Source organism: Nonomuraea sp. NBC_00507 (assembly GCF_036013525.1).
Taxonomy (GTDB): domain Bacteria; phylum Actinomycetota; class Actinomycetes; order Streptosporangiales; family Streptosporangiaceae; genus Nonomuraea.
Window position 1 is genome coordinate 2,502,463 of sequence record NZ_CP107853.1, and the last position, 12,543, is coordinate 2,515,005.

Here is a 12,543-nt window from a genome sequence, read left to right on the forward strand (position 1 = left end):
GGACCCGGGCGGGTGTTGGATCGGCGGCATGCGCGTGCTCCTCACCGGCTCCGCCGGCTTCATCGGCAGCCACGTCGCCGAAGCGCTCGACTGCGAGGTCGTCCCCGCCGACCTGCGTACCGGCGTGGACGTGCGGGACGGCGCGGCCCTGGACCGCCTCCTGCCCGGCGTCGACGCCGTCGTCCACCAGGCCGCCAAGGTCGGTCTCGGCGTCGACGTGGCCGACCTGCCCGACTACGCCTCGGTCAACGCGTACGGCACGGCGACCCTGCTGGCGGCCATGGCCAGGCACGGCGTCGGGCGGCTGGTGCTGGCCTCCTCCATGGTCGTGTACGGGGAAGGCGCCTACGACTGCCCCCGCCACGGCCCCGTTCGCCCCGGGCCGAGGCGGTCCACGGACCTGGAGCAAGGCCTCTTCGACCCGCGCTGCCCTCGGTGCGACAGCGTCCTCTCCCCTTCGGTCGTCGAGGAGGACGCCCCGCTCGACCCCCGCAACGCCTACGCCACGACCAAGCTGGCCCAGGAACATCTGGCCGCCAACTGGGCCCGCGAAACCGGCGGCACCGCCGTGGCCCTGCGCTACCACAACGTTTACGGCCCCCGCATGCCCCGGAACACGCCCTATGCCGGAGTGGCGTCCATCTTCCTGTCGGCTCTGCTGTCCGGGCGGGCGCCCCAGGTCTTCGAGGACGGCGGCCAGCGCCGCGACTTCGTCCACGTGCGTGACGTGGCCAGGGCCAATGTGCTGGCGCTCCGGGCCGGCGAGGCGGGGGCGTTGACGCCGTACAACATCGCCAGCGGCACCCCGCACACAGTCGGCGACCTCGCCACGGCCCTGGCCGTCCACACAGGCGGCCCAGACCCGGTGACCACAGGCGCCTACCGCCTCGGCGACGTCCGCCACATCGTCGCCTCTCCAGCCCGGGCGGTCGCCGGCCTGGGTTTCACGGCCGAGATCTCCTTCGAAGACGGCATGAAGGAGTTCGCCCGGCGTTAGAGGCTGGAGGCCGCCCTTGATGGCAAGCTTCGTGAGCTTCGGTTTCACCTCGACGAGCTCGCCATGCGCATCACCTTTTGGATCGCGCTTGAGCACACCGTCGATGAGGAGGAAGCAGGGGCATGAGCGAGGAGAGCCGGCGACGTCACGGATTCGTAAGGCCTGGGGCCGCAGGCGGGCTCTAGCGTTGGAGCGTGATCGATGTCGTGTTGCCCTGCCTGGACGAGGCGGAGGCGTTGCCGTGGGTGCTGGAGCGCATGCCGCCCGGCTACCGGCCCATCGTGGCCGACAACGGCTCCACCGACGGCTCCGATCAGGTGGCCGCCGCCCACGGCGCCCTGGTCGTACGGGAGCCGCGGCGCGGTTTCGGCGCCGCCTGCCACGCCGGCCTGCTGGCCGCCACCAGCGACGTCGTCTGCTTCATGGACGCCGACGCATCCCTCGACCCCCGGCAGCTCCCGCTGGTCACGGCCCAGGTCGTCGGCGGGGACGCCGATCTGGTGCTGGGCCGGAGGGTGGCCGCGACGGCGGGTGCGTGGCCCGCGCACGCCCGTTGGGCGAACGCCGTCCTGGCGCGCCGGCTGCGGCGCGCGGCCGGGATATCGGTGCACGACCTCGGGCCGATGCGGGCCTGCCGCCGGACCGCGCTGCTCGGCCTGGAGCTGGCCGACCGGCGCTTCGGTTACCCGCTGGAGATGGTGCTGCGGGCCGCCGCCGCGGGGTGGCGGGTCGCGGAGACCGAGGTCGACTACTTGCCGCGCGCCGGGCGTTCCAAGGTGACGGGGACCGTACGGGGCACGGTGCGGGCCATCAAGGACATGCGGGCGGTGCTGTCCGAACATCAGGGGCAGCGGACCACCATGCCCGCATAGGACAGATTGCCCCCGAAGCCGAAGAGCAACATCGGCGCCCCGCGCCGCACCACCCCCTGCTCCAGCAGCTTCGACAGCGCAAGGGGAACGCTCGCGGCCGAGGTGTTCCCCGACTCCACCACGTCACGCGCGACGATCGCGTTGACCGCCCCGAGCTTCTTGGCGATGGGCTCGATGATGCGCAGGTTCGCCTGGTGCAGCACCACGGCCGCCAGGTCCTCGGGGCGCACGCCGCCGCGCTCGCAGGCCCGCCGGGTGATCTCGGGCAGCCGGGTGGTGGCCCACCGGTAGACGGTCTGCCCGTCCTGGGAGAAGCGCGTGGGCGTGCCCTCGATGCGGACGGCGGCGCCCAGCTCAGGCGCCGACCCCCACACGACGGGCCCGACCTCGGCCTCGGCCGCAGCGCTCAGCACGGCGGCCCCGGCGCCGTCGCCGGTCAGCACGCATGTGGTCCGGTCGGTCCAGTCGGTGACCGACGTCATCTTGTCCGCCCCGACGACCAGCGCGTTCGTGGCCGCGCCCGCGCGGATCGTGTGGTCGGCCACCGCCAGGGCGTGCGTGAAGCCCGAGCACGAGACGCCGACGTCCATGAGGGCCGCGGACGGCACGCCGAGCCGGGCCGCGACGCGGGAGGCGATGTTCGGGGCGCGCTCGGTCTGCGTGCAGGTGGCGATCAGCACGAGGTCGATGTCGGCCGGGTCCAGGCCGCTGCCGGCCAGGGCCTTCGCGGCGGCGTGCCCGGCCAGGTCGGCCACGCTCTCGTCGGGACCGGCCACATGCCGGGTACGGATGCCGACCCGCTGTCTGATCCACTCGTCGCTGGTGTCCACCATGCCTGCCAAATCATCATTTGTAAGGATTTGAACAGGCTGGTAGTGGCCTGTGGCGACAAGTCGTGATCCGCTCATACGCCGGGACTATAGCAACCGAACGTTCGGACGCTAAAGTGGCTCGCATGAGCCCGCGTAAGTCCGTCGCCGAAGCCCTCGGCACGCGTTCAGCCATCCTCGACCGCTCGGTCGCCGTCGCCTCCGTCGAAGGGCTGGAAGGGCTCACCATCGGCCGCCTCGCCGCCGAGCTGGGCATGAGCAAGTCCGGCGTGCTCGGGCATTTCGGCTCCAAAGAGGCGCTGCAGCTCGCCGTGCTCGACCGGGCGGCGGACATCTTCCGCGCCGAGGTCTGGGAGCCCGCCCGGCCCGCCGGCCCCGGGCTGCCCAGGCTACGCGCGCTCTGCGAGGCGTGGGTCTCTTACCTGGAACGCGGGGTCTTCCCCGGCGGGTGCTTCTTCGTGGCGGCGGCGCACGAGTTCGACGGCCGTGAGGGGCCGGTCCGGGACGCGGTGGAGGCGCAGTTCGATGCCTGGCGTGGGCGGCTGTGCAAGGAGGCGCGCTGCGCCGCGGCGGCCGGCGACCTGCCGGCGGGCACGGACGCCGCCCAACTGGCGTTCGAGCTGCTCGGCCTCATCATGGCAATGAACCATACGCTCCAGCTGCACCGCGATCCCGATGCCGCGGTCCGGGCCCGCCGCGCCGTGAACGCCCGCCTCGGCGGCTGACCACGAGGGTGAGCGCGGCCAGACTGAGAAGTCCTCCCACGAGCGCGGTGCTGCGTACGCCGAAGCCGGACAGCAGGCCGCTGCCGATGAGCGCTCCGGCGGTGATCCCGACGTTGAATGCGGTCGACGAGCCCGCCCCGGCGAGATCGACACTGCCGGGGGCGACTTGCAACACCCGGCCGGCCAAGGCCGTGGCCAGAGCGGCGAAGGACAGACCGGACAGCGCGACCAGCGCGGCCGCCGCGACCGGCACGCTGCCGAGGACGTACAGCCCGAGGAGCGCCACGGCCTGTGCCGCCACCGGGACGGCGATCGCCGCCCCTGCGTAGCGGTCGACCAGGTGCCCGCTGAGGGCGACGCCCAGGACCGAGGCGATGCCCCGTAAGAGCAGCAGCGGCCCGATCGCCCCGGCGGAGAAGGCACTCACCTCGGTCAGGAACGGGGTGACGTAGGTGAGCGCGGTGAACGTCCCGGCGACCACGAGGGCGGACATCACCAGCAGTCTCCAGTACGCGCGGGCGTCGGGGGCGGTCCCCGTGGTCGCGGGGGCGTCCGCGGCCACGGTGGCCGGCAGCAGCAAAACGATCGCCAGCAGGGCGAGTAAACCGACCGCGCTGAGCGCGACGAAGGATGCCCGCCAGCCGGCCTGCTGGCCGAGCCATGTCCCGGCAGGCACGCCCAGCACTGTGGCGAGATTGCCGCCGGCCAACACCACGGCGATGACACGGCCGTGTACGCGTGGCGGGAACAGACCGGTCGCGGTCGAGATGACGACGGCCCAGAACACCGCTTGGCTGACCGCCATGATCACCCGGGCGCTGAGAAGGACTGCGTAGCTCGTAGCGGCGGCCGAAAGCCAGGCGGCCACGACGAACACGGCGAGCAGGCTCGTCAGCAGGAGGCGGCGCGGCATCCGGTACGTCAGCCGGGTCAGTGGGAGGGTGGTGATGACGACCACGAGCCCGTAGCCGGTCACCAGCAGGCCGACGGCCGAAGGCGAGGTCGACAAATCCGTCGCGATCAATGTCAGCAGCCCGATGGGGAGTGTCTCACTCGTGACGTAGATGAACGTGGACATCGAGAGCGCGGCCAGCGCGCCGATCGACCGTGCAGTGCTCCGCCTGTCCATGCTGCTTCTCCTGTATCCGCTTTTACCGGTAGCAGATCGACGGGTTTCAGGTCTCTGGGCGATGGGCGGGCATCGGCGAAGCAGGCTTCAGGACCCCGCCGTCGCCTGCCGGGCGGCGCGCCGGCGTTCGGTGAGACGGCGCGCCTTGACCTCCGTCCCGCAGTCGGCCATCCGGCACCATCTCCGTGAGGCGTTGCGGCTGCGGTCGAGGAAGATCCAGCCGCAGCCGCCGCTCTCGGTCGGGCAGCGGCGCACGCGCCCGATGTCGGCCGTGCGCAGCAGGTCGAGGGCGGCGTCCACGGCGCGGTCCGGCACCAGGGAGGCGGGGATGACGCCGACCACCAGCCGGGCCGCGGAAGCCCCTCGCGGATCCGGTGTCAACCTGGAGCGGCCCGCCGCGGCGAGCCAACGGCAGTGCAGCAGGTCGAGCGCTGCGCTGGAGGCCGCGACGTCGATCGGCCCCACATCCAGTGCGGCGGTGGCGAGCAGAGTGAGGTGCAGTGACTCCCGGATGTCCCGGCAGGCGGCCAGCGCGGCGTGCGCCGCGTCAGGGTCGCGGTCCCAGGCTTCGGCGACCGCCGGGGCCTCTGTTTCGATGATCAATCCGGCGCGGAGCGCCCACAGCAGCAGCGTGGCCGGTGCCGACACGTAGTCCCGTGGCTCCCAGCCGGGGGCCGGGACCCCCCGTTCCAGGGTGTTGACCAGATCCAGGGCCGGATGGCCGCCCACCAGCGGCAGCTCGGACACGTCCATACAGCAAATGCTACCGATCAACTCAGTTTTGGAGGTAGCACCGGAAGGGATACATTAAGGTCGCCCCAGCCGATCAGTGCTTGGGCGTAGCAGGTCGAAGACCGGCCCGGCAGTGCGAGCGGGCCGGCGCGGTGCCCCGGGCGGTCAGTTCGCGGCGAGCCGGTCGAAGAGCTCCAGCGCGGCCTTGCGCACGTCCTCGGGAGACAGCCCGTCCAGCGTCTTCCTGGCGTGCGTGATGTCGCGCGTGGTGGCCAGTGTGATGGCCACGGACGAGGCGGCAGCGCGGTCGATCGATCCCGTCGGGGCGGCGTCGGCCAACTGCTGGGCGCTCGCGGCGAGGTCGAGGTTGTCTCTCAACGAATCTCCTCGGGTGAAGACGGTGCGGCCCATTGCATCATCTGGCGTCGTGTCTCATCCACCATTCGGTGAATTCCCGGCATCGCCCGTCTGGCACGAATCGGATCACCCAAAGGTTGCTATAGGTTTTGTCGGGATACGTGGTGACCCCTTGAATCACGCCGACGTCCTCCGTGACGCACACCGGATGCCATTCGAACGTGGCCTCGCCTGGCTTGTCCTTCCGGTCCAGCCATTTCACGACGATCTCGTCGCGTCCGTGCCAGGGCACGCTGTAGGGCTCGGTGTAGTAGAGGGCGTCCTCCGTGAACAGGGCGGAGATGTCGTCGGGATCGTTGGAGTTCCACGCTCGCACGTAGCCCTCGATCCACGGCCGCGGCTCGACCATGGCTCATCCTCTCAGCGGATCGTGCCCGACGGTCATAAGCTCGCGCCGCGAGTCGTCGTCCGTCCGGTCGCCCATGGTCTCGACGAGCTCGACGACCTGCCGCATGACGTCCAGGTCATCCTTGGTCAGGTCGCCCTTGCGCTTGCGCAGAACGTGGAGGACGCCCCGCCCCAGTTCGTCGATGCCCAAGTCGGGGTCGGGGGGGAAGCTCTCCTCGTCCGAGGCGTCGGCCAGCAGGTACGCGCGCAGCTCCTCGGAGCTCATGTTGACCACGCGGTGGAACTCTTCCCAGAGCATGTCGTTGTCGAAGCCCTCAGTCATAGGGGCTCGCCTACCCGTTGCTCCTCGCGTTACGCACCCGGCACGGCCAGCCCCGACTCGTACGCGGCGATCACGGCCTGCACCCGATCCCGCAGCCCCAGCTTGCTTAGCACGTTGCTGACGTGCGTCTTCACCGTATGCTCGCTGACCACCATGGCCTCGGCGATCTCCGCGTTGGACAGCCCGCGCGCGATCAGCAGCAGCGTCTCGCGTTCCCGGGCCGTCAGCACCGCCAGCGTCGCCACCGGGTGCTGGGCCGGCGGGCGCTTGGTGAACTCGGCGATCAGCTTGCCGGTGACGGCCGGGGCGAGCAGCGACTCGCCGGCCGCCACCACCCGCACCGCGTTCACCAGCTCGTCGCGCCGCACGTCCTTGAGCAGGAAGCCGCTCGCCCCCGCCCGCAGCGCGTCGAACACGTAGTCGTCCAGGTCGAACGTGGTCAGCATCAACACCCGGCACCCGCTCTCCGCGCACACGATCCTGGCCGCCTCGATGCCGTCCATTCTGGGCATGCGGATGTCGAGCAGCAGTACGTCGGGGGCGTGTTCGCGGACCGCGGCCACGGCCTCGGCCCCGTCGCCCGCCTCGGCGACCACGTCGATGTCCGGCTGGGCGTCCAGGATCATCGCGAACCCGCCCCTGACGAGCTCCTGATCGTCGGCCACGACGACGCGCACGGTCATGACGCCGCCAGCGGCAGCCGTACCGACACCGCGAAGCCCGGACCGTCCTGGCGCGGCCCGGCCGTGGCCGCGCCGCCGCAGGCCGCGGCCCGCTCGCGGATGCCGATCAGCCCGTTCCCGCCGGAGGGGAGTGCCCGTCCCGCGCCCGTCCCGTTGTCGGTGATGTCGATCATCAGGGTGTGGTCCTCCCAGGTGAGCCGGATGTCGGCGCGGTCCGCGCCGGAGTGTTTGACGATGTTGGTGAGCGCCTCCTGGGTGATCCGGTACGCGGCCACCGCGCAGTCGGACGCGAGCGGGCGCGGCTCGCCGGACTCGGTGAAGGCCACGTCCAGGCCTGTGCCGCCGGCCTGTCCGGCCAGCGCGGGCAGGTCACCGATCGTGGGCTGCGGCGCACGCGGGGACACCTCGTTGTCTTTCAGCACGCCCAGCATGCGCCGCAACTGCATCATCGCGTCGCGCCCTGTCGAGGCGATCGCGTCGAACGTGGCCTCCGCCTTGTCCGGGTCGCTCCGGACGACCACAGGCCCGGCCTCGGCCTGCACCACCATGAGGCTGACCGAGTGGGACAGGATGTCGTGCATGTCGCGGGCGATTCTGGCCCGCTCGCGCTCGGCGGCGCGCTCGGCTTCCATCTGGCGTTCCCTTTCCAGCCTGGCGGCACGTTCCTCGAGTGCGGCAGCGTGGGCGCGAGAGGTGGCGGCGGCCCTGCCGATGGCGTACGCGGCGACGACCTGCACCATCCCGCGGAGTGCGGTCTCCCACGACCCGACCGTCAGCAGGCTGCCCGCGGTGGCCACCACGAGCATGGTGATCCTGGGCCCGGCAGAGCTGTAGGCGGCCACTGTGTAGAACCCGACGAGGACGCCGTACCAGATGGGCTGACGGGCGACGTTGTCGGCGAAGTCGTAGAGCGCGCTCGTGCACAGGCTGATCGCCAGTACGGTCACCGGCGCCCGCCGCCGCCACACCAGGGGGAGCGAGGCGCCGATCGCGACCATGTACCCCCACCAGTGCCACGGCCGTCCCGTCGAGCTCGCCGACGAGATCAGCGGCCACAGCTGGACCACCGTGATCGCTGCGGCCAGTGCCCCGTCCACCCACAGACGCGGGAGCGCGTGGAGCCTGCGGCGAGCGACGCCGACCAACGTCAATTCAGACATGGTGTGTCATTTTCCCTCATGCATGGACAAGCGCGTGCCGGGCGACCGGGATGCTGCGGCGAGCCAGCGGCCAGAACGACACCAGCAGGAAGATCGCGCCCACCGGGATCAGATCCTTGTCGATCATCGGGAGCATGAGGTCCACCAGCACCAGGACCGGCGTCCAGATCTTGACCACCTTGACGACCGCGAGGTGAACGACGAGCACGAGCTGCGCCACGTAGAACAGGTACGGGCCGGCGTCGTAGAGCGCAAGTTGCACCCCGGGCACGGCCTGCACCTGGTCGAAGAGCGGCGACATGGCGTCGTGGTCGGCCGCCATGAACCCGATCACGATGTCGATGGCGAACTGTGTGACCAGCGCCGCGATGCCGACCGTGCCGACCACTGCGCTTACGGTGGCCAGGGCGGCGCCTCCGGCCATGTGCCGCAACCGCCAGAAGATCGGGATGAAGAGGAGAAGGGCCGCGATGAACGCGAGATGGCCGGTGGTCCAGGCGATGCCCGGGCCTCGGCTGCCGTCGAGGCCGTCGAGGATGCGGATCACGCCGTAGGCGAGCACGAGCAACGGTGCGGCGATGAAGGCGAAGCGAGAATTCATGAGCTGAATCCTCGGTCCGCGAGGGGACAGCGGGCATCGCCGGTAGGGGCGATCCTTGCACTCCCTCGTAGGAGTGAGTGCGAATCGGTCGCATTGGCGATCCGCCACACACCGCCGTGGACGTGACCCTTCGCGTGATGAGCTCAGGCGAAGCAGCGCCTGGCACGTGATCCAGAAATCAGCTGATTTCGATGAGGGAGGGAGGTACTCAGGCGGTGGTCCGCGCACTCTGTAGAGCATGGAGCCGTGTGGGGGCCGGCTCCCAGGCGTTTGCCGCGAAGGAGGGGACGGCACGTGCCGCGGCTCGGAACGAGCGGTCTGCCAACCGCTGGGCCGATCCGCGGCACGCGCCGGATTCACGTCTGTTCAGCGTGCGGCGAAGACCTGGGTCCAATACGAGCCTGAGGCGACATAGCCGACGCCGATGTGGGTGTAGGAGCAGTCCAGGATGTTGCGTTTGTGGCCCGGGCTGTTCATCCAGTCGTCCATGACGGCGGCCGCCGAACGCTGGCCGTAGGCGATGTTCTCGCCCCACGAGCTGACGGGTGAGAAGCCCGCGGCCGCGATGCGGTCATCGGCCTCTTTCCCGGTGGGTGAGGTGTGGTCGAAGTAGTCCTTGGCGACCATGTCCTGGGAATGGCCGTAGGCGGCCTTGCGGAGCTTGGCGTCGTGCTGGAGGGGCTTGCATCCGGCCTTGGCCCGCTGCGCGTTCGCCAGAGTCACGACCTGGTTCTCGAGTGTCGTGCCGACGGTGGACGGCTTCGACGTCGAGCGGGCGGACGGGGACCGAGTGGTCTTCGAGGGCCTTGGGGTGGCGGTCGGCTTCTTGGGGGCTACGGGCTTGCGGGTGGCGGTGGGCCGAGGGGTGGCCTTCCTGGTCGGGGTCCCGGTGGTCGTGGGTTCGGGGGTGATCTCGACGCCGGCGTAGTGGCCGGGAGCGGCCGGGGTCGAGGCGGACTCGCGCGAGGCGGAGGCCATGTCCTGGGCGGAGGTCTGCACCGAAACGGCGGCGAGCAGCCCTACCCCGACCAGTGCCAGAGACGCCGCACCGACGCCGAGCCCGGTTGCGAGCTTTCTGCTGAACGGCACGACGAACCTCCTCGGTGCCCATCGCCTTCGATCCCACGCAGGGCGAACAGGATGAAACGGGCGCTACTGTAGCATCCGCCGACCTGTTTATGGCTAAATGCGGTGTTTAGCCGGATTTACACCCTTGCCGGCGCGGGCGCGGGTCCCGTGCTGCCGCGCGGCGTCAGCACCGCCGCCTGGTCCTCGTACGGCGGTACGCTCTCGCCCGCGATCAAGGCCAGCAACCGCTGGGCCGCGTGTGCCCCGTAGGCCGGGATGTCGCGGGTGAGCGCCGTCAGCGGCGGCCGTACGACCTGGGCCAGCGGCGAGTCGTCCCAGGCCACGATCGAGAGGTCGTCCGGCACCCGCACCCGCATCTCCTGCGCGACGGACAGGCCCGCCACCGCCATGATGTCGTTGTCGTAGACGATCGCCGTGGGCCGGTCGGGTGAGCTGAGCAGCCGGCGGGTGGCCCGGGCGCCTTCGTCGCCGGTGTAGTCGGTGTGCACGGTGACGTGCTCGGCCGCTCCCTGGCAGGCCTCGGCGAACGCCTGGTCGCGGACGGCGGTGTGGACCAGCTCCGGCAGCCCCGCCACCCGGGCGATGCGGCGGTGGCCGAGCGCCACGAGATAGCCGACGGTCTCGCGGACGGCCTGCCCTTCGTCGGACCAGATGGCCGACAAAGAGCCGGACTGGGAGGGATGGCCGATGACGACGACCGGCATGCCGAGCTGCTCCAGCTCCGTCACGCGGGCGTCCGCATAGTGCAGGTCGACGAGGAAGACGCCGTCGATGCGGCTCTCGCCCCACCAGCGCCGGTAGACCTCGCTCTCCTTCTGGTGGCTGGTGACCACCTGGAGCAGCAGCGCGTACGACCGGTCGGCGAGCACGCCCTCGATGCCGCTGATCAGCTCCATGAAGAACGGCTCGACGCCCAGGATCCTAGCAGGACGGCACAGCGCGAGGCCGACGCAGTTGGCCCGGGCGCCGTTGAGCGCTCGGGCGGCGCTGTTGGGCCGCCAGCCGATCTCGTCGGCGATGGCGATGATCCTGGCCCGCGTCGCCTCCGACACCCCCGGCTGGCCGTTGAGCGCGTAGGACACCGCCACCTTGGAGACGCCAGCCCGGCTGGCGATGTCGGCGATCGTCGGTCGCTTCACGGACTTCCTCTCTGAACCGGGTAATCACTCATACTGTAGGCCACCCCGGATCGGAGGGATTAACCGATTAAGCCACGTGCCAAGGTCTCGCGTCCTCGGTCTCCTGAGCGGCCCCGGCCACGCGCAACGCGTACGTGGGGCGCTCGGCGCCCTCCACCGGCCCCAGATACGTGTGCCCGGTCAGGTGGCACCAGGCCGGCAGGTCCACGGGTGCGGCCGGGTCGATGGCGATCAGGTGGATGACCGCACCGGGACCGGCTCGGCGCACGTGGCCGCGCAGCTCGATGAGCAGCTGAACGCACAGCTTGTCGCCGCCGTCCACAACGAGATCAGGCATATGCCTAGGAAACCACCCCGGCAGAGCGATCCCGCACGCGGTCACCACGCGCTCAAGGTGACGATCAGGAGACGCCGGGCGGGGAGGTGGAGTCACGGATGACCAGCTGGCAGGGCATCTTGTGCACGCCGGGCGTCGCCTTGCCGTCGATGGCCGCGAACAGGTGCTGGGCCGCCGTCCTGCCGAGCAGCTCCAGGTTCATGTCCACGGTCGTCAGCGCCGGCCGGGTCTCGGTGGACAGCACCTCCCAGTTGTCGTAGCCGACCACCGCGATGTCGTCGGGCACCCGCCGCCCCCGCTCCCGCGCCGTCTCCACGAACCCGGCCGCGACCTGGTCGCTGCCGCAGAAGACGGCGTCGATCTCGGGCTCGGCCATGAGCAGCATCTCGGCCGCGTGCCGCCCCCACCGCTGCGACCACGGCCCCGACAACGTCTGGCCGACCTGCTCGAGACCGGCCTCGGCGAGCGCCAGGCGCAGCCCTTCCTCGCGGTCTCGCGCGGCCTTGTAGTGGCTAGGCCCCGTGATGTGCGCGATCTTGCGGCGTCCCAAGGCCAGCAGGTGTTTGACGGCCATGGCCGCGGCCCCCACGTCGTCCGGCACGAACGACACGTCGCCGGGATCCTCGGAGGGCCCGTACGCGTACACGACCGGCACCGGCAGATCCTTGCTCACCGACGGCCGCGGGTTGGTGCTCTCGCCCACCACGATCAGCCCGTCCACCCGGCGCGACAACAGCGCCCGCAGATGATGCTGCTCCCTGATCGCGTCGCCGCGCGCGTCGCACAGCAGCACGGCCATCTCGCCGGCCCCGAACGCGTTCTCCGCGCCGAGCAGCACCGGGATGCCGAACCGGCCGACGCTGTCGGAGGTCAGCAGGCCCACGGTGCGGGTCTGGCCCGACAGCAGTCCCCTGGCCAGAGCGTTCGGCTGGAAGGAGAGCTCCGCCGCGGCGGCCAGCACGCGCTCGCGCGTGGCCGCGCGCACATCCTGGCGCCCGTTGAGCGCCTTGGACGCCGTGGCGATCGACACCCCCGCCAGCGAGGCCACATCACTGATGGTCGCCCGCCTAGTCGCCATTCTTCGAAACCCTTTTCGGTCGCCTGTGAACTGCATAGAACCCTAACACCCATTGACAGTGAGACAGGTTTCTTCTACGTTTCC

Annotated in this window: 16 protein-coding genes; 3 read left to right on the forward strand and 13 right to left on the reverse strand. The window is 70.6% G+C overall.

Features of this window, described 5'->3' with window-relative positions; genetic code table 11:
• Positions 1-28 precede the first annotated feature (28 nt).
• Positions 29-997 (forward strand): NAD-dependent epimerase/dehydratase family protein, encoded by a 969-nt coding sequence (locus OHA25_RS12690; protein WP_327587746.1) that lies wholly within the window; start codon positions 29-31, stop codon positions 995-997.
• A 194-nt stretch (positions 998-1,191) separates the two neighbouring features.
• Positions 1,192-1,869: a glycosyltransferase family 2 protein gene (locus tag OHA25_RS12695; protein WP_327587747.1), complete on the forward strand. Its 678-nt coding sequence runs from the start codon at positions 1,192-1,194 to the stop codon at positions 1,867-1,869.
• Here the strand turns inward: OHA25_RS12695 and OHA25_RS12700 are convergent.
• Positions 1,839-2,777, reverse strand: coding sequence for a beta-ketoacyl-ACP synthase III (locus tag OHA25_RS12700; protein WP_327587748.1), 939 nt, complete (start codon positions 2,775-2,777; stop codon positions 1,839-1,841). The two genes, OHA25_RS12695 and OHA25_RS12700, sit on opposite strands and share 31 nt — an antisense overlap.
• A gap of 47 nt (positions 2,778-2,824) precedes the next feature.
• Between OHA25_RS12700 and OHA25_RS12705 the strand changes: the two genes are divergently transcribed.
• Complete coding sequence (locus OHA25_RS12705; protein WP_327587749.1) at positions 2,825-3,424, forward strand: TetR/AcrR family transcriptional regulator; 600 nt, start codon at positions 2,825-2,827, stop codon at positions 3,422-3,424.
• Here OHA25_RS12705 and OHA25_RS12710 read toward each other — a convergent pair.
• The 12 genes from OHA25_RS12710 to OHA25_RS12765 form a co-directional block, all read right to left on the reverse strand.
• On the reverse strand, positions 3,333-4,553 hold the full coding sequence (locus OHA25_RS12710; RefSeq protein ID WP_327587750.1) for an MFS transporter: 1,221 nt from the start codon (positions 4,551-4,553) through the stop codon (positions 3,333-3,335). The genes OHA25_RS12705 and OHA25_RS12710 overlap by 92 nt on opposite strands.
• Positions 4,554-4,640: 87 nt before the next feature.
• Positions 4,641-5,306 carry a CGNR zinc finger domain-containing protein gene (locus tag OHA25_RS12715; protein WP_327587751.1) on the reverse strand — a complete coding sequence of 222 codons (666 nt, stop codon included), beginning with the start codon at positions 5,304-5,306 and terminating at the stop codon, positions 4,641-4,643.
• 144 nt (positions 5,307-5,450) lie between these two features.
• On the reverse strand, positions 5,451-5,663 hold the full coding sequence (locus tag OHA25_RS12720; protein WP_305919599.1) for a hypothetical protein: 213 nt from the start codon (positions 5,661-5,663) through the stop codon (positions 5,451-5,453).
• A gap of 37 nt (positions 5,664-5,700) precedes the next feature.
• On the reverse strand, positions 5,701-6,051 hold the full coding sequence (locus tag OHA25_RS12725) for a nuclear transport factor 2 family protein (RefSeq protein WP_305919598.1): 351 nt from the start codon (positions 6,049-6,051) through the stop codon (positions 5,701-5,703).
• A gap of 3 nt (positions 6,052-6,054) precedes the next feature.
• Positions 6,055-6,372, reverse strand: a complete 318-nt coding sequence (locus OHA25_RS12730) for a DUF3140 domain-containing protein (RefSeq protein ID WP_327587752.1) — start codon at positions 6,370-6,372, stop codon at positions 6,055-6,057.
• A 29-nt stretch (positions 6,373-6,401) separates the two neighbouring features.
• Positions 6,402-7,055: a response regulator transcription factor gene (locus OHA25_RS12735; RefSeq protein ID WP_327587753.1), complete on the reverse strand. Its 654-nt coding sequence runs from the start codon at positions 7,053-7,055 to the stop codon at positions 6,402-6,404.
• Positions 7,052-8,215: a sensor histidine kinase gene (locus tag OHA25_RS12740; protein ID WP_327587754.1), complete on the reverse strand. Its 1,164-nt coding sequence runs from the start codon at positions 8,213-8,215 to the stop codon at positions 7,052-7,054. The genes OHA25_RS12735 and OHA25_RS12740 overlap by 4 nt, the downstream gene beginning before the upstream one ends.
• Before the next feature lie 16 nt (positions 8,216-8,231).
• Complete coding sequence (locus tag OHA25_RS12745; protein WP_327587755.1) at positions 8,232-8,816, reverse strand: hypothetical protein; 585 nt, start codon at positions 8,814-8,816, stop codon at positions 8,232-8,234.
• A 366-nt stretch (positions 8,817-9,182) separates the two neighbouring features.
• Entirely contained in the window at positions 9,183-9,905 is a 723-nt protein-coding gene (locus OHA25_RS12750; RefSeq protein WP_327587756.1) for a CAP domain-containing protein, read from the reverse strand.
• A 116-nt stretch (positions 9,906-10,021) separates the two neighbouring features.
• Positions 10,022-11,044 carry a LacI family DNA-binding transcriptional regulator gene (locus OHA25_RS12755; protein WP_327587757.1) on the reverse strand — a complete coding sequence of 341 codons (1,023 nt, stop codon included), beginning with the start codon at positions 11,042-11,044 and terminating at the stop codon, positions 10,022-10,024.
• 67 nt (positions 11,045-11,111) lie between these two features.
• A complete protein-coding gene (locus OHA25_RS12760) occupies positions 11,112-11,381 on the reverse strand; it encodes a sulfurtransferase TusA family protein (RefSeq protein ID WP_327587758.1) in 270 nt (89 codons plus the stop codon).
• A 64-nt stretch (positions 11,382-11,445) separates the two neighbouring features.
• Positions 11,446-12,459 carry a LacI family DNA-binding transcriptional regulator gene (locus OHA25_RS12765; protein ID WP_327587759.1) on the reverse strand — a complete coding sequence of 338 codons (1,014 nt, stop codon included), beginning with the start codon at positions 12,457-12,459 and terminating at the stop codon, positions 11,446-11,448.
• Positions 12,460-12,543 lie beyond the last annotated feature (84 nt).